The sequence below is a fragment of the Chitinophaga fulva genome, assembly GCF_012927205.1.
Lineage (GTDB): Bacteria > Bacteroidota > Bacteroidia > Chitinophagales > Chitinophagaceae > Chitinophaga > Chitinophaga fulva.
Genome location: NZ_JABBGC010000004.1, coordinates 463,220 through 481,185, shown reverse-complemented (window position 1 = coordinate 481,185; position 17,966 = coordinate 463,220). Strand labels below are relative to the sequence as shown.

The 17,966-nt window shown below is 49.9% G+C and carries 12 protein-coding genes; 3 read left to right on the top strand and 9 right to left on the bottom strand.

What is annotated here, in order from left to right; all coding sequences use genetic code 11:
• Positions 1-2 precede the first annotated feature (2 nt).
• From HHL17_RS30415 to HHL17_RS30400, 4 genes are all read right to left on the bottom strand, one after another.
• Positions 3-3,362: a TonB-dependent receptor gene (locus HHL17_RS30415; protein WP_206156225.1), complete on the bottom strand. Its 3,360-nt coding sequence runs from the start codon at positions 3,360-3,362 to the stop codon at positions 3-5.
• Positions 3,363-3,473: 111 nt separating this feature from the next.
• Positions 3,474-4,565 carry a FecR family protein gene (locus HHL17_RS30410; protein ID WP_169228582.1) on the bottom strand — a complete coding sequence of 364 codons (1,092 nt, stop codon included), beginning with the start codon at positions 4,563-4,565 and terminating at the stop codon, positions 3,474-3,476.
• 65 nt (positions 4,566-4,630) lie between these two features.
• On the bottom strand, positions 4,631-5,185 hold the full coding sequence (locus HHL17_RS30405) for an RNA polymerase sigma factor (protein WP_169228581.1): 555 nt from the start codon (positions 5,183-5,185) through the stop codon (positions 4,631-4,633).
• A gap of 365 nt (positions 5,186-5,550) precedes the next feature.
• Complete coding sequence (locus tag HHL17_RS30400) at positions 5,551-5,931, bottom strand: PH domain-containing protein (protein ID WP_168871883.1); 381 nt, start codon at positions 5,929-5,931, stop codon at positions 5,551-5,553.
• Positions 5,932-6,081: 150 nt separating this feature from the next.
• Here HHL17_RS30400 and HHL17_RS30395 point away from each other — a divergent pair, with 150 nt between their 5' ends.
• On the top strand, positions 6,082-8,796 hold the full coding sequence (locus HHL17_RS30395) for a T9SS type B sorting domain-containing protein (protein ID WP_169228580.1): 2,715 nt from the start codon (positions 6,082-6,084) through the stop codon (positions 8,794-8,796).
• Positions 8,797-8,851: 55 nt separating this feature from the next.
• Here the strand turns inward: HHL17_RS30395 and HHL17_RS30390 are convergent, their stop codons facing one another.
• On the bottom strand, positions 8,852-9,736 hold the full coding sequence (locus HHL17_RS30390) for an NAD(P)H-binding protein (protein ID WP_169228579.1): 885 nt from the start codon (positions 9,734-9,736) through the stop codon (positions 8,852-8,854).
• 79 nt (positions 9,737-9,815) lie between these two features.
• On the opposite strand from HHL17_RS30390, the gene HHL17_RS30385 reads away from it, so the two are divergent.
• Positions 9,816-10,211, top strand: coding sequence for a winged helix-turn-helix transcriptional regulator (locus HHL17_RS30385; RefSeq protein ID WP_169228578.1), 396 nt, complete (start codon positions 9,816-9,818; stop codon positions 10,209-10,211).
• Positions 10,212-10,259: 48 nt separating this feature from the next.
• Positions 10,260-11,138, top strand: coding sequence for a subclass B3 metallo-beta-lactamase (gene bla / locus HHL17_RS30380; protein ID WP_169228577.1), 879 nt, complete (start codon positions 10,260-10,262; stop codon positions 11,136-11,138).
• 45 nt (positions 11,139-11,183) lie between these two features.
• Here bla and HHL17_RS30375 read toward each other — a convergent pair whose 3' ends face one another.
• The 4 genes from HHL17_RS30375 to HHL17_RS30360 all read right to left on the bottom strand — a co-directional run bounded on the left by HHL17_RS30375 (position 11,184) and on the right by HHL17_RS30360 (position 17,922).
• Positions 11,184-12,710 (bottom strand): SusD/RagB family nutrient-binding outer membrane lipoprotein, encoded by a 1,527-nt coding sequence (locus tag HHL17_RS30375; RefSeq protein ID WP_169228576.1) that lies wholly within the window; start codon positions 12,708-12,710, stop codon positions 11,184-11,186.
• Positions 12,711-12,720: 10 nt separating this feature from the next.
• Positions 12,721-16,164, bottom strand: a complete 3,444-nt coding sequence (locus tag HHL17_RS30370) for a SusC/RagA family TonB-linked outer membrane protein (protein ID WP_169228575.1) — start codon at positions 16,162-16,164, stop codon at positions 12,721-12,723.
• A gap of 184 nt (positions 16,165-16,348) precedes the next feature.
• Positions 16,349-17,320, bottom strand: coding sequence for a FecR family protein (locus tag HHL17_RS30365; protein ID WP_169228574.1), 972 nt, complete (start codon positions 17,318-17,320; stop codon positions 16,349-16,351).
• A 44-nt stretch (positions 17,321-17,364) separates the two neighbouring features.
• Positions 17,365-17,922, bottom strand: a complete 558-nt coding sequence (locus tag HHL17_RS30360; RefSeq protein ID WP_169228573.1) for an RNA polymerase sigma-70 factor — start codon at positions 17,920-17,922, stop codon at positions 17,365-17,367.
• Between the last annotated feature and the right edge of the window lie 44 nt (positions 17,923-17,966).

The window sequence follows — 17,966 nt, the reverse complement described above, 5'->3', positions numbered from 1 at the left end:
ATTTAAAAGTTAACATTCAGGCCGAAGGTGTAAGTCCGGGCAGCGGGATAGTCGAAACGTCCCTCGCCATTGTTGTTTTCCGGATCAAAACTTTTCCATTTGGTCCAGGTGATAAGGTTCTGCGCCTGTGCAAAAACCTGCACGCCCTGTATAAATTTCAGCTGCGATAACAATGTCTTCGGGAAGTTGTATCCGATGCTAACATTACGCAAACGGAGATAGGATGCATCCTGGATGTCGCGGGAAGAGTAACCGCGTTTGGCATCAAAACGGGGCAGGATGGCATTGTCACCGGGTTTCTTCCAGCGGTTGTACAACATCCGTACAGACTGGTTGCTGCTGCCAAAGGCCGGGTTTTCGGTGTAATAATCCTCGTTGAGATAACGCATGGTTTTATCTGCAAAAGTGAACAGCGCATTCAGATAAATACCTTTATAAGTAATACCGGTATTGAAACCGCCGGTGAAAGGCGGGATGTAAGTACCAAATTCTGCTACACTCAACGCGGTTTCGTTGTAATCGCTGGTGGTTTTACCCGTACGGTCATAATACAGCGGGTCGCCGGTCTGCGGATCTACGCCGGCCCATTTGGGAGCGTAGTGGGAGCCATAAGGCAGGCCTACACGCACAATTTTTGAATCGCCCTGTGTAAACTCGCTCGCGCCGCCCAGGTCTGTGATCACGTTTTTATTGTAAGCGAAGTTAAAGCCCACGTTCCAGGTGAAATCTTTCTTACGGATGATGTCTGCCTGCACGTCCATCTCGATACCGCGGTTGCGCATAGCGCCGGAGTTGAGGAACATGCTGCTAAAGCCGGAGGTGATGGACAGCGGCTGTTCGATGAACAGGTTGTTGGTGATTTTGTTATACACATCTGTCACCACGCGGATACGGTTGTTCCAGATACCCAGATCGAAGCCGATGTTCAGCTCTTTGGCATATTCCCAGTCATAGCCAGGATTACCGGGTTGTGCAGGCACAATAGCCGGGCGGCCGGCATACTGGTCGGTACCGTAGGTGCGGAAATAGGCGAAGGGCCCGAGCGTGGAAAACGGATTAGCGGAAGTACCGTAGCTGGCGCGGAAACGCAGGTTATCCACAAAGCTCACGTCTTTGAGGAAATTTTCTTTCTTCACTTCCCATCCGATACCCACAGAATAGAAACCATGCCATCTGTTGGAAGGCGGCACGGTAGAAGCGCCATCATAACGGAAGGAGGCGTTGAGTGTATATTTTTCATCAAAAGTGTAACGGCCCACAGCGATATAGGAAGCCAGTGCGCTGCGGGTGCGGCTGCCGCCTACTACCGGCGCAAAAGGAGAACCGGGCGTAATAGCGGCCGGTGTGGCCGGCAGACGGCCATCGAGATCAAAGCCGGTATAGTTGAAAGCACGGTAGTTGTTCTTCGTGAATTCAAAATAACCAGACACTTCAAAATCATGGCGGTCAGCGATATTTTTGGAATAGGTCAGGCCGGAAGTGGTCACCAGTGTAAAGTTACGGGTAGTGCCTTCTCCGAAGCTGCCTTTTTCACCATTATCTACCTTGTAACCGGAATAAGAGTCAGGGTTTACATAGCGCTCCGTGGTCGTCTCTCTGAAATCCAGACCCAGTCTCGTTTTAGCAACAAGCCCTTTGGCGATGGTGAAGTTCAGTGAGGTACCGATAATGCTTTTCAGCTGATTGTCTTTATTGCTGGTGTTGAGCAGTGCTTCCAGGGCGTTGCTGCCTTCACGCAGGTCATATACAGGATAAACGTCGTCGTTCCAGTTGGTGACCAGCGTGCCGTCAGGCAGGTATGGGTACTCATAGGGCAGTGCATAATACACGGCAGCCAGCGGATTGGAGCCACTGCTGGAAGCTTCCCGCTCAATAAAGGAAGATTCGGAATAAGCCAGTCCTACGTTCACGTTACCGGTCAACCGGCCGGCATTGAAGTCTACATTGTTCTTCAGGCTGTAACGTTTCAGACCGGAGCGCAGTGCGATACCCTGTTGATCAAAATAGTTGAGTGAGCTATAAAAGCGGATATTGTCATTACCGCCGCTGGCGCTGAGCTGATGCTCCTGGAACTTACCGGTCCGCAGGAACATTTTGCGCCAGTCGGTGTTGGTATTACGCAGACTGTCGAGTATATGATCGGCTTGTCTTTTTTCTTCCGGGGTTTTGGTAGCGTAGTCGGGATTTTTGGGGGAGAATTTCCAGCCCGGGCCGATATCAGAACCGGTTTCCAGCCCTATCTCTTCTTCGAACTGCAGGTGTTCCGTGGAGTTCATCATTTTGAACTTCGGCGTGGTCATATTAGAGAAACCGTACTGTGATTTATAGGAGAAAGACAGTTTACCTGCCTGACCTTTTTTGGTGGTGATCACGATAACGCCATTGGAGCCGCGGGAGCCGTACAATGCTTTAGCAGAAGCATCTTTCAGCACTGTTACTGAAGCAATGTCTTCGGGGTTGATGCCCTGGAACTGTCCGGCTTCAATGGGGATACCATCCATCACGTATAGCACAGAAGAACTGCCGTTGATCGTACCTACGCCGCGAACAGTCACGGTGGCAGCGGCTCCCGGCTGACCGGAGCCTGCGGATATCACCATGCCGGGCACACGTCCCTGTAATATCTGTTCGAAGCTGGCCATGGGCACCTGGGTGATTTTATCGCTGCCTACAATACCAGCTGAAGCGGTAGACTTATCACGGGCATAGTTCGTATAACCGGTAACCGTTACCGCGTTCAGTGTTTTCACATCTTCTTCGAGGGTGATATTGATTTCCCGGCGGCCGTTGATATCCACCTGGCGGGTGGTATATCCCACCAGGGAGAATTGCAGTACGCGGACCTGGTCGGGGGCAGTGAGCGTATAACTGCCATCAGCTGCGGTGAGTGCGCCGGCGTTGGAGCCTACGGCCCTTACAGTTACACCCGGCAGTGGCAGGTTATCGATGCCCCGCACCTTTCCACGGATAGTGATATCAACAGCGGGTTTATTATTGGCATCGGCGGCATACAGCACCACGAGGCCGTCTTCCCGTTGAGACCAGGCCAGGTTGGTACCGGCCAGCGCCTGTGTCAGCACGGCATCGAGCGAGGCGCCCTTAGCGGTAACAGACACTTTGCTGTTTTCGGGTAATGTTTTGTCATGAAAAACAAACCGGTAAGAAGTCTGATGTTCCAGTGTTTTCAGGAACTGCTTGATACTGGTTTCTCTCACCTGCACGGTGATCGTTTCCTGAGCCAGACATACCGCCTGCACTTGCAGACAGGTTAAAAAAAGAAAGATCGTCAATTTCATAGTGAGCAGCAGTTTGCCGGCGGGAACAGCCTTCCCTTTCCATTTCAGGAATACAAGTTTTACCATACCTTTGATGTTGGTTTAGTTAATGATCATTCAGGACATTATCTGGCCTAATTCCGGGGGAAGTGGTGCGAACACTTCCCCTTCTTTATTTTGGTTGTACTGGTTGATATTTTATTTACTGATTATAATTGTGTCGTTTACCATTTTAAAGTTGAAGGGATAGGACAGCTGCAGGGCGTCCAGTGCTTTCAATACAGTTTCACTCTCGAACGTACCGGAGTAGCGGTATTGTTTCACCGCATCATCCGCGAAGGCTATCCGGATGCCGTACCATTTTTCCAGTTTGCCGGCGATATCAGACAACGGCTCATTCTCTATCTCCAGCCGGTTGCGGACCCAGGCTATTTCCCGGGCTTTATGGTTGACAGGGTCGGCATCCAGGGGCACTACCTTCAATACCGCCGCAGCGGCCGTTTTCCCCGTTGCGGGAGCTGCTACGGTCAGTTTTTGATTGGGCTGCAGTACTATTTTCCGCGCAGGCTCCTGTGCGCAGGTGATCTCTACTTTTCCACGAAAAAGGGCGGCTTCCATCAGGGGATGGCCCGTATAGGCGCTCACGTTAAACACGGTGCCCAGTACTTTAATATCGAAGGCGCTGGTATGCACCATAAACGGCCGGCGCACGTCTTGTACAACATCAAAAAAAGCTTCGCCGGTCAGCGTCAGATCACGGTTTACACGGTTAAACCCTTCTGCCAGCTCTATCCTGCTGTTTTTCCGCAATACGAGAGAGGAACCATCAGGCAGTATCACAGATTTACGCGGCTCATCACCGGCAGAGATAATAGTGGCCGCGGCCACTTCACCGGATACCGGCGCCGTACGCTGCCGGCTGAAGAAATACCCGCCGGCGGCCAGGATAATGGCGCCGCCTATCACAGCGGCATACCGTAAATAACGGTGACGGCTAACCGCCACCGGCTCTTCCTGTAGCACCGGCAAAGTCCCTTCCAGCGCCTGTTGCAGCCGCTCGTATTGCGTAAGCCCGTCCTGGAGGTGCTTCAGCTGCTCCATACGTCCACCCTGACGGGCAGACAGCAAGGTTACGAGCTGACGGGCTTCTTCCAATACGGCTGTTTTGCCGGGATGCTGCCCGGCCCATTCGGTCCAGAAAGCCATGTCCGCCTCATGCTCCTCCCGGCAATAACGCTGGAAAGACTCATCACAGGCAAAATCTATTGCCTCGTAATCCTGGAAGTTCATGCAGTTAACCCTTTTCTATACAGACGGCAGGATGGGCTGTTTTTCCTAGACAAAAAGCATTTTTTTCAGGAAAGTTTTTTCCGGAGGGTTTTGATGGCGTCGTAAATAGTGTTGTAGGCTGTTTTCACGGTTTGGGAAGTCTGTGCGGCGATCTCTTCATAACTAAGCCCCTCGAAGAATTTAAGGCGCACCAGCTCTGTCTGCCGGGGTGTCAGGGCTTTCATGGCCTCATACAGGCGCCGTTTTATTTCATCGTCCTGCTGCACCCGGATGATGATCTCTTCATAGGATAATTCGTTTTCGGCCTCTTTGCCGGTCATGCGGCTGATAGCGTCGTGCATGCGTGCCTGGTAGGCCAGCTGGTCCAGCAGTTGCCGTTTCAGCGCTGTAAACAGATAGGCGGGCACGTTAGTCACCGGTTTCAGTTGCGCCTGTTTGCTCCAAAGCTGTAGAAACAGCTGCGTGATACAGTCTTTTACCAGTTCATCATTGCCACACAGCTTCAGCCCGAAGCGCAGCAAATGGGGGTATGTGCTGTTGTACAGCGCAAACAGTGCTTGTTTGTCGCCGCTCCGCAGTCGCTCCCATTGTAGGCTATGATGATCTTCTTCGGTTGACATGGGCTGGTTTTAAGAATATAATGCCGGCAGGTGGCCAAATTATATTTTTTTATCCGGATTTGCCAGTCACTCCATGACGATGAGGATAAACAGGCCGCCCTGGAAAAAGCGCCCCTTTCTGCTTGACACAGTGTACAACGTATCAGATAGCTGTGTCCTCTTTCATAGGTAAGTCATCCAAAAAAAAATTTTAGCTGTCGGCATATTACAGACAGCTTCCCCTGCTTATTAAGGGACATGAAACAACCTTATCCCCCAGTCACCCCATAAAAAATACCCATAAAATTATCCAGCAAATGCCGCCAACAAAAAATCCGGCGTCTATATAGGCGCCGGATTTTTTTAAAGAGATAGTGGAGTGATGATTATCCTAATACGTGATGCGCCAACACTTTCTGCACTTCATACACATTCACAGATTTGTTGAATGTCTTCACAATACTGGGCTGTACCTCGCTGCTCACCCATATCTTCAGTTCCGCATCTAGATCAAAAGTACCGGCTGTTTCTACGCTGAAGCGGCTGATGCTTTTATACGATACACTTTTGTATTCCGTTTTACTGCCGGTAATGCCCTGTTTATCCACTAGTATCAACCGCTTATTCGTAAATATAAAAGTATCCCTGAACAGCTTAAAGCCTAACTCGATCACTTCTGTGTCTGTCAATAATTTGCCGTAGTCTTTTACCAGTTCCTGTTGACTAACGGTGCCTGCATTGCCCAGCAGTGCTGAAAAAAATCCCATAGGTAATCATTTGGGGGCAAGATATAAAAAAGATATATCTCAGAAGAAAAAGTAAATACTTATCATGTAGCATTACCTGTTGTTGTATATCATCAAAAAGGACAAACTATTGCTCTAGTTTTGCTGGTGTATCGACAATACCCATACCCCATGAAAGCTCTACCATTGCGTTACCTATCCCTGCTTGCACTGCTTTTATCGGTCTTTTGTCGCTGTTATTCTCAGGACAAACTGTATGTAGTTAACGGATACGAACTCGGCTATGTAGACATGGCAGACTACACCTATAAGAAAATGGTTACGTTACCAACAATATTCACCGACCTTGCCATTACGCCCGACGGGAAATTTTATGCCATATATGGGGGATCACTCTATGAAGTGAATCCTGTCACAGGCGCCTGTACACCTGTGTTGATCAATCCTTCATTTGGCCTCGGCAACTCCATGGTCAGCGACAGAAACGGGAACCTGTTTGTGGCAGGCAACGGCAATATGCTGTATAAAATTGATCTAAAAGCTGGCGCAGCATCTTTTGTAGGAAACATGATCGCTTCTCCTGGGGGTGATTTATGTTTCAGTGACGGAAAACTGTATATGGTAACAATTTCCAATACACTGGTAGAGATCACTTTATCGACCGACAGGAACAGTATTGTATCTCAACGGGAAGCAGGGCGACTGAACGTAAGAGGAAGTGTATATAGTATTGGGTCTAATCAATATGGTATCTGTTATTTGATAAGTACCGCAAAAGAACTGGCGCTGATAGATCTGGAAGATGCCACTACCTACGTCATCAGCAATATAAAAGGCGACATGGGAGATGTGTGGGGCATTGCTATGGAAGGAGAAGGTGGAAACGACAGGGACATCGAAATATGCGGGAATGGTATTGATGACGACCATAATGGCCACACAGATGGCGACGACATGGCGTGCCGGCTGTCGCGTGGCACCTGTAATTCAGAAAGCAGGGAAATATTCAGGGAAGATTTCGGGGTGGGCAACGGATTCGGCGACCCGTTACAGGAGCTGGGCAACGGAGCATACAAATTTTCTACAACAGCTCCGCTACAGGAAGGTTATTATACGATTGTAAGTGATCCGCAGTTAGCGCAGGGTAATTCCACATGGAAACAAATGACAGACCACAGCGGAAAGCCCGGCGGACGCATGATGGTAGTCAATGGTTCCTTCCTTCCCGGTGAATTTTACAGGAAGAAAATCACCGGTCTCTGCGGCGGACTGCAATATGCACTCGCCGTAAGTGCCTGTTCTGTTATTTCTCCTGCTGTGTCGTGCGGACCCAATACCACGCCTGTACCCTCCCGTATCAGGTTTCGCATAGAGGATGAAAACGGTAATACCCTCGGGCAGCTGTCCGAAAGATATATCCCCGCGGACCCCGATCCGCAAGGCAGGTGGAAGGACTACGGAATGATCTTCACCTTGCCGGAGAATGTGCAGAACATACAGATAGTGTTGCTGAACGACGCCCCCGGTGGATGCGGTAATGACCTCGCGATAGATGATATCCTGTTAAGTACCTGTAAACCGGTACTTCCGGTTAAGATCAACGGCAACAACAGTCCTGCTGCAGCCTGTATCGGCAGCACGGTTTCACTAACGGCCGACCGTACAGGCATTTCCCTGAACAATCCGGTATTTTCATGGCAGAAGCTGGACGAAGCAGATGGACAGTGGAAAGATATTCCCAATGCCCGGGGAGAAGTTTTTATATTGAGCGATCTCACGTCAGCCGATACCGGACAATTCCGCGTTCAGATAAAAGAAAACAATTCCGGCCCTTGTATGAAAGAAGCGGTTTCCGCGGTGGTAGTTCTCCGGCCCAAAGCCCCTCCGGTAATGACGGTCACTGATGCCATCAAAGTATGCAACGGGAAACCGCTGATCATGCAGGCATCAACAACAGCTACGCTGGCAAAAGCCACCTGGGAAAGCCCCAACGGCGCCAGGTACGATGGATTGAACGCGCAGGTCACGAACACTGCCACTGCCCAAAATGAGGGGAAATATGTACTCACTGCTACCAATACCGATGGTTGTACTTCCACAGCCCATACACAGGTAATCATACAGGAAGTAACCGATCCCGGAACAATCAGTTTTAAGGACAACGCATGTCCGGGAGAATCGCTGAAAATCGAAGTAAAAGATTATTCCGGCGACACTATTCAGTGGCAGATCGCAGGAAGCCCGCATATACAGGGCACACAGGACAAACTGGTTGCCATCTGGAACAAACCGGGAGTATACCCGGTGAAATATTCTGTCATCAGCGCTTGCGGACCGGTGGAAGTAACTGTGCCCCGGCCTGCAGTAGTGCGGGAATTACCAACAGTAGACCTTGGCAGTGATACGCTTATCTGCCGGGGGCTACAGTTAATGCTGCATCCCCGTTACAGCAGCGATGTAACTACTTTTAGCTGGCAGGACGGCCCATTCAACACAGAAACACACTTCACCACAAGCGGGCCCGGCGTCTATAAAATCACAGTGAAGAATGAATGGGGCTGCAAAGCGTCTGACAATGTAAACATACAGGAAAAATACTGTGGCTGTGACGTATATCTGCCTACAGCCTTCTCTCCAAACGGTGACGGGAAGAATGATATTTTCAAACCCGTGTTGTATTGTGTCACTAAAAAATTCCGGTTCCGGGTATATAACAGATGGGGCCAGCTGATCTTCAGCACCACCAATCCCGGCGAAGGCTGGAATGGTACCTTACCAGGCGGGAACAAAGCAGGGATCGGCAGCTACATATGGACGCTCGAATACGAAAGCTTCGACTTCCCGGATGTTATAAAGAAAACAGGAGCTGTGACAGTTGTGCTATAAAAACAGCGGGTACTTCCTGTCAGGAAATGCCCGCCGTTTTTAATCCTATATCATCTCATCCATTCACCACTGTATTCATCATCTCCCCCGCAAATGCTTCAAATTTTCGTTTACCAGTTATCACTTTATTATTTGCATAACCGGCAAACAATCTCCCTTCCCGGATGCTGACACCTACCTGCATCAGCAACGAAGCCATATGGGCAGAAAACCCATTCTGCATGGCACCTTGTTGTAATGCCTCATCGGGGAAAGGTATCCATGAAACGGACTGTCCGGTCAGCCGGCTAAAGATCGCTGCTATTTCAGCGCCTGTTTTCTCGTCGCTGGTCACATACCGGAAGGATTTGCCTGTAAATGTCAGCTCCGAAAGCAGTGCAGCGGCAGTATCAGCAATATCATGCGGATGCACCAGCCCCAGCGGAATATCTCCCGGAAAGTTATTCCCCATGATCTGTTGCTGCAATATCATCTCCAGGTTACCGTAAAAATTGGTGTAAAACATACCGGGACGCAGATGCACGATATGTATATCCGGTAACTGGTTTAAGGTATCTTCCGCGCGGTAAAAAGCGCTGGACAAACCATTACCGGCAGGCAGTTCCGCGCCGATGCCGCTAAGATTCACCACATGTTTCACTCCCGCTTCAGCCAAAGCCTGGCGATAGTTGGCCGCGATGACCGCTACATCTTCATAATAATCTTCAGACGCAGCCAATGGCGGAACCATGGTATATACCGCATCAGCCCCTTTGAAGGCAGACGTCAAAAATGCGATGTCTTTTACAGAGCCAATGGCCGCTACAGCGCCCATGGCTGCTATTTGTGCTGCTTTATTCGCATCCTGACTGATAATGGTAACCTGGTGACCTTTGTTGATCAGGTTAGCGGCTAACTGCCTGCTTACATTTCCTAATGATCCTGTGATTGTAATTTTCATAGTAATTGATTTTTTATTGCTGCAACAAAGGTATATTTGTACATACTAATTTACCAGTACTTACCCTAAAGTATGTACCATGACAACGATTAAAGAGAGCTCAACTATTCAGGCCAACAAGCAGCTGGCTTACCAGGAATGCCCCGTCACCTATGTGATGGAGAAGATTGGCGGTTATTGGAAACCCATTATCCTGTTTCAGTTATTGTCAGGGCCTAAACGTTACGGCGAACTGAAAAGGGCGGTACCTACCATTACGGAGAAAGTGTTGATACAGCAACTGAAACAGCTGGAAGCAGATCAGCTGATCAATCGGAAAGCAGAACCAGTCATCCCGCCACATGTGACCTATAGTCTTACCAAATCAGGAAAGGCTTTACGGGATGTACTCTGGGCGATGGCCAACTGGGCAGCCATGGATAGTAAGGAGTCCGGAAAAATTTTCAGAAAAAACATGAAAGATTTTCCGGGTTGAGGATTAACGGTTAATTTTGGAATTCAACTCCCACAACCCAATCCATCTATGCAACACAAGATTGTCCGGAGCCTTTTTTTATTGATGACAGGACTTTGTACTGCCGGCATTACCCATGCCCAGAAAGTGCAGGAACCTACCCGGGTAAACCCTGAGTGGAACCAGCCACAAAAACCTTTTCGGATCGCTGGCAACCTCTATTATGTAGGTACCTACGACCTCTCCAGTTACCTGATCACCACCTCCGCCGGGAATATCCTGATCAATACCGGCTTGGCTGCCTCAGAGAAAAGTATCAGGGAGAATATCGAAGCCCTGGGCTTTCACTTCAAAGACACCAAAATACTGCTGACGATGCAGGCCCACTATGACCATATGGGAGCCATGGCGGCCATACAGGAAAAAACCGGTGCAAAATTTATGGTGGATGCTGGTGATGTCAGCGTATCGAAATCCGGTGGAAAGACTGATTATGAACTGGGCAAGTATGGCATCACCTACAGACCAGTGAAAGTAAATCGTGTATTACATGATAAAGACACGATCAGTCTGGGAGACATGAAACTGGTGATGCTGCATCATCCGGGACATACCATCGGTTCCTGTAGCTTTATCTTTGATGTAAAAGACGATAATCGTACGTATAAAGTGCTACTCGCCAATATGCCTACCATCATTATCGATGGGAAATTTTCCGCGGTGAAGGGTTATCCAGGCATGGCTAAAGACTACGCCTATACGCTGGACACCATGCCAAAGGTAAACTTCGATCTGTGGCTGGCTGCACACGCCAGCCAGTTCAATCTGCATAAAAAACATAAAGACGGAGATCCGTATAACCCCGCAGCTTTTGCAGGCAGAGAAGATTATGATAAACAACTGGCAGATCTCAAAGCTGCCTATCAAAAGAAACTGTCAGCAGAATAAAAAAAGGACGTCTCCAATGAGACGTCCTTTTTTTGTCACAACGTGTTATTTATCCCACCATACTCTTTTCAGCCAATCGTTCTTCCCTCCTATCCTGTCGATGGCTTCCTGATAATTTTTGGTATTGTTGAACGCCTCTGTGCCCGGGTAAAACAGCCTGCGGGGCATTACCCTGCCAGTCACTGATTCACCCTGCGGGTCTTTCACCGGCTGCGTTACCGGGAAACCTGTACGGCGCATATTGGCATAGGCTTCGTAACCGTTGGGGAACAGCGCCACCCATTTCTGCATATTGATCTGCTCCAGCTCTTTGCCAGCTGTCAGCGTATGTGCGTTGACGAAGTCGGTCACTTGTTGTGTACCAACCGGCGTCATACCGGGATACAGCTCCAGCTGTTTCATGGCTGCACGGATAGCCTGCTGATAGTGCTGGTTGGCATCGGCGCCGGACCAGCCACGGGCTGCAGCTTCTGCCTTCAGGAACTCTACTTCGGCGTATCCCAGGTGCAGGAAAGGTGCTTTCTGCTGATAAAACGGCGCATTGATCTTGCAGAACTTGTTGCCTTGCGGGATCATGGTGCCATCAGCAGCTTTAAAAGCAGCCCATTCATCATACCAGTATAAACCGGGTGCAATAGGCAGATAGTTGGTCAGATGGGTAATATCCTTCCCGTTGGCATCCCTGTTGATAAAGAAAGACGCCAGCCGGGGGTCATTTTCCGTTTTCAGATAATTCACAAACGTCGTAGTGCCGTGTACGTAGTCATAGGTCTGTACTTCCTGTAACGCCTGTGAATAACCATTCCCACGAAGGTCCGGGTAAGCAAAATCTTCATGGATCATTTTAAAATTATCGTCTGCACTGGTAAAGGTACCACCGGCTATGGCGGCTAGCACTTCCTGTTTAGCCTTTGCTTCATTCACTTTGGTAAGGCGCATGCCCAGTCTCAAACGCAGGGAATTGGCCAGCAACTTCCATTTTGCAGGGTCTCCCTTATAGACGATATCGTTCTGTATTTTGTCTTTACTGTCGTCAAATTGTTTAACAGCTTCATTCAGCTCCTTAAACAGGTCGTTATAAATATCTTCCTGCTTATCATACCGCGGGGTATAAATGTGTTTATAAAATGCCAGTCCGGCCTCGAAGTAAGGCACATCGCCATAGGTATCGGTAAGGATGGAGAAGATATACACCCGGAGGATACGGCCCGCAGCGATATAATTCACCAGTTGCGGGTCTTTTTCACTGCGCTGCATCATGTCTGTCAGCTGTTTGAGACTGCGGTTGTAGAAGATCTCCCATACCCTCTCATTAAAAAAATCATTCCGGACAAACTTAGTGCCCGCCCGTTGGCCGTAGGCGCCGTTCACATACTGCACCATCGGTTGAAAGAGGAACATATTGGGATATCCGGCTTCACGGCCACCGCTGAGGAAGTAGGCGGCACCGGCCAACTGCTGCCCGGGCGCAATGGTCTTCCCCTTCGTAGGGTCTTCATTGATGGTGTCAAAATCTTTCGTACAACTGCCTAGCAGCAATACGGTTATTATCAGCAGAATAAATCTTTTCATCTTCATGGATTTAGAATTTTGCATATAGGTTGATACCATAAGAGCGGCGGGTAGGCAGTGAGCCGTATTCAAACCCTTGTCCGTTGCTGTTGTTGTAGCTCGACTGTGGATCGATGTTCGGTACATGTTTGCTCACTATAAACGGATTGCGTGCTACCAGCGAAATGGTCACATCGCGTATCATGGTTTTACGCAACACGCTTTGCGGGAGACGATAATCCAGCGTGATCTGGCGTACCTTCACGAAAGAGGCATCGTAGATGAAGGCCTCGGGTATATTGTCGGTGATGGTGCCCCAGTATACCTGCGGACTAACAAAACCAGACACCGGTTTGTATTTTTTGTTTCCGCTTCCATCCACACCGTCTTCCTGTACACCAGACACCGGGATACCGCCCGTAGGCTTCCAGTTACCCGGTTCCACGCCGGCTGCTATTCTTTCTTTCTCGGACTGGGCCCAACCTTCACGGCCATCCAGCGTACCTTTATGACGGCCGGTGGCATAAGCGCGCAGGTTGGTCATAGAGTAGATGTTACCGCCTTGTTTTATATCCAGCAAAACAGACAAGGCGAAGTTCTTATACACGAAACGGTTGTTGAGGCCTCCGATCCATTTGTACTGACCACCGCCAATGCGGGTATCAGCGGCATCGTAGCGGGGCAGCAGCTTCTCATCCAGCACCATATTGCCCTGATCGTCCCGCAGGAATTTGCGGCCCACGATGATGCCATATTCCTCCCCTTCCTGCGCCACGATGGAAGCATTGGCCCAACGGGCAGATGCCAGTGTATAGAAGCCGGACACCAGCGGGCTCAGCTCCTGAATTTTGTTGACGTTGCGTGCCCAGGTGAGGTTTACATCCCAACTGAAATTTTTAGTGGTGACCGGCTTCAGGCCCAGCGCTATTTCCACGCCTTTGTTCTGCACATTGCCGGAATTGATCACTGCTGTCGTATAACCACTGGTAGAAGAGATGGGCGCATAGAGCACCTGGTTGCGGGTATTGGACTGGTAGAAAGTCACATCCAGGTTCACCCTGTTCTTTAACATCACCAGGTTGAGGCCAGCCTCGTAAGACTTGCTGATACTGGGTTTCAGGGCTTCATACGGTACCCTGTCCACCCCTACGCCGCCAATGGAATAACCACCGATGGCAGGAATATCCGGATTGCTGGCATAAGTCAGTTTCAGCTGATAAGGGTCAACAGCATCCGCTCCCGTCTGCGCTATGGAGAGCCGTATCTTCCCGAAATTCAGCAGCTCGTTCTGCGGCATCAACTCGGAGAAAACGAAGCTGGTGGAAACAGAGGGATAAAAGAAGGAGTTGTTGCCCGCAGCCAGCGTGGATGACCAGTCGTTACGCCCGGTGATGTCAAGATACAGGTAATTCTTATAAGACAGGCTCACCGCGCCATATACTGAATTGATCCTTTTGCGGTTGATCAGTTCATTACTGAGTTTTGTCTGGAAGTTATTGATGCTCTTTACGCCTCTGGTGCTGATATCCCGGCCGGTAGTGTTGAGTACAGTTTCTTCATAATCCATGCGGTTGGTACCGAGGTTGGCGCCAATCTGAAAGTTTTTCACCTGTTTGCTGAAGGTAAGCAGCAGCTCGGAGTTGGTTTCACGGAGCGTGCGGTCTTTCATATTGATGCCGCCGGTGGTGTTAAAAGGGGATGATAATTCGATGAACTCCCGAAAGCTGAATTTGGAATAATCGGTACCGGTGCGGCCCTGAATCGTGAGATAAGGGGTGAGCTGATATTTGAGCATCGCGAAACCGGTCAGTCTGTCCTGTTTACTGTTATTGGGTTGTTCGTTGAGCGCCCAGTAGGGGTTTACCTGGTATTGGTCATTGTTCCAGTCGATATAATTACCGGTAACAGGGTCTTTGTATTCTTTTAACCAGTCGATGGAAATATTGGGGGCGATGCCACTGAGCACATACCCTACGTTATTGGGGTTATCAGACAAAGCCGGACGGTTATTCACCTTCTCATTGAGGTAGGCCACCTTGGCGTCGATGCTCAGTTTATCCGTCAGGCGGGAAGAGCCACGCAACGCAAAGTTGTGACGGTCCAGTCCACTGGTGGGCACGATGTCTTTGTTGTGCAGGTTGGTGTAGGTAAAGCGCAGCTGGCTTTTATCATTGCCGGTGGCCAATGCTACGGAGTTAGACAGTGTAAGCCCTTCGCGGAAAAATTTCTGGATAGGGTTAGCCGCTTTCACATAAGGCATTCTCTGGCCGTTCCACAACCAGGTGAGGCTGTCGGCATTAAAACGGGGCCCCCAGCTGGACTGGGAGAAGGTACGGGCAGTAGCCGCATCACGGGGCAACTGACCAGTACGGCCCATTCCATATTCCTCCTGGAAATCGTAGCTGTTGTTCAGCTTTTCCAGTACCGCGTTGGAGGTCACTTCCACTTCCAGTCCTTTGTTATTTCCTTTTTTGGTGGTGATGAGGATGACACCGTTGGAAGCGCGGCTGCCATACAACGCCGTAGCGGCGCCACCTTTCAGCACAGACATCGTTTCAATTTCATCCGGATTGATAATACTGGTACCATCACCGAGGTCGTAACCGCCGTATTTATCGGCCTGACCGGGTGAGGAATTATTAATCGGTACCCCGTCAATCACGTAGAGGGGCTGATTATCGCCGCCTACTACTTTCACGCCGCGCAGCGTTACTTTCACGGAAGCGCCTACGCCGCTGTTAGTCATACTCACATCCAGGCCAGCTACCTTGCCGCTCAGTGACGCGATGGGGTTGTTTTCCCGTGCTTTGGTGAACTCGTTGCCTTTCAGGTCCGTATAGGCGTAACCGAGAGAGCGCTGCTGCCGGCCAATACCTAGTGCCGTTACCACCACGGTATTCATTTCGGAGATACGGCGGGGCAGCAGTACGTCTGCCGCTTTGGCGCTGCTGGCGGTCCGGGAGGTAGTTTCGTAGCCAATGAAAGCCACGCTGTAAGTGCTTCCCTGGGAAATGGACAGGGTAAAAGAGCCGTCTTCACCGGATACGACCGACTTGTTGCTTTCCCGGTCTGTGATCACGGCGCCGGGCAATGCTTCGCCGGTCTGTTTATCGAGCACACGGCCTTTCAGCTGTATGACGGCGCCTTGTGGCTTATTCAGTTGTTTGATCACTACATGGGTGCCCATGGCTTTGATCTGGAAACTGCCGGCAGGAAACAACACTTTCAGCACATTTTCCAGCGGGATGCTTTTTTCTTTGAAGGAGAAGTTACCCCTTCCGTTCACGATCTCGTTGGGATAGGCAAAGGAGATGGAGAGTTGTTTTTCTATGATGCCCAGTATTTCAGGAACGGGTTTTTCCGTCACGTCCAGTGACACCCGCTTCGACAGTACGGATGCAGCATCTTGCGCAGCTGCATAGGCACAGGTAAATACGATCAGTATGACCGTGCAGTAAAACTTGAGTGTTTTCATGCAATAAATTGATTTTAGTTGATATATTATTCCAGGGCTTCGCCCCTGGGAACAGCACGCCCGCCGCCTTCCCCGGGAAAAGGCAACATCTGTAGATTACAGGCATAACAAGGTCACAGGCCGATGGCCCGGTATGGGTTGTTACAACCGATAACGAAGAATCAGGATACTGTGATGCTGGTAACTATTTCATTTTTTTCAGTATATATTCAGCGGAAGACACCTGGTCCACTTTCAGGTCGAGCATTTCCCTGATGACCGCTAGCGCTTCGTTTAACGTGATATTTTTAAATCTGACCGTGATATTTTCCTGGAGCAGCGTTGTATCTGCTGTCCGCAGCCTTACCTGGTAAATGGAAGACAGCGTATTGAGCACTGTGCCGAGCGACTGATTACTGAAACTCACGTCGTTGTTGGCCCATCCGCAGCGGTATTCAAAAGCGCCAGCCAGTTTTTCCACCTGGCCGGTATAGGCATCTACTTTTCCCATAGTCGCCGGCGTTAGTATCACTCCCTGGCGGCTGTTATCAGCGCTGAGGCGTACTTTACCATCCCATACGGCCACATCGGTGTATTCCGTGGATGTTTTGATGTTAAAAGAGGTACCGAGCACTTCTACTGCCGCATGAAAGACAGTCACGGTAAACCGCTGCTGTTCATTTTTCACCACTTCAAAGAAAGCCTCTCCGCTCTGCAATTCCACGGTACGGCTTTCGAAGGCTTTGTTATAGCGCAGCACTGTGCCTGGCCGCAGGAATACTTTTGAGCCGTCGGGCAAATGCAGGCTGTCTTTCAGGCTGCCCTGCGCGATGTAGGTGACCATCTCCCCTTGTTGCCGGTGGTGATTCCACCAGGCTGTCATCAGGATGACGGGTAACAGCACGGCGGCTGCTTTCCACCAGTAGCGGCGGTAGGCCGTCTTCAGCGGCGATTGGCGCGACACCGTGGCCTGTTGCAGGTTTTCCCATCCTGTTGCCATGTCAAAATCATTCTCCGGGAGTTGGGCAGTTGCCTGCCACAACTGGCGGTATTCTTCCAAAATAGCAGGATGTGTTTCATCTTCCAGCAGCCAGTCCTGCAACTGTTGCTGTTTCGCTGCGTTGTCCGGTTCAGACAAACAGGCTATGATAAATCCTGATACTTCCTCTTTTTTCATGGCGCTATACTATTATGACAATTGGGAAATAATAAACTTTGATGTCAGCGTAATTTTTTTTTCGGCAGCAGTGCTGTTCTCAAGGTGCTCAGGGCTACAGACAGTTGATAATAGACGGTATTGAGGGTGATGCCCAGCTTTTCTGCTATTTCGGAAGGCTCAAGGCCATGTACCCTGCTCAGGATAAATATTTCGCGGCAGCGGGGTGGCAGTGGCGCGAGGTGTTGCAGCAGCTCCTGTTGAAACAGGATATAATCCGCTATCTCATAAAAAGAAGCGGTGTCGGATTCAAAGCGAAGCAGCTCCTCGCTGACGGTGCGGGAGCGGCGTTTCAGCTCATTGATGCAGCGGTTGGTGATGGCTCGGAACAGGTAATGGCGTACCTCTCCCGTGATGGTGAGATCGTGTCCTTTTTCCCACAGGTATACAAACAGGTTATGCACCATGTCTTTCGCCAGGCCTTCATCCTGTACCCAGCGGAAAGCCAGCAGATAGAGTTCCCTGCTGTAAGTGTTGTACAGTTGCTGGAAAAGGTCTTTATCGTGGTTACGCAAGCCCGCTGTCAACTGCGCTGCGGAGATAGTCCGGTCGTGTTGCGTCATTTTTTAAAAAGCATAGGGTTATGACATGCTACGTATCAGTTGGC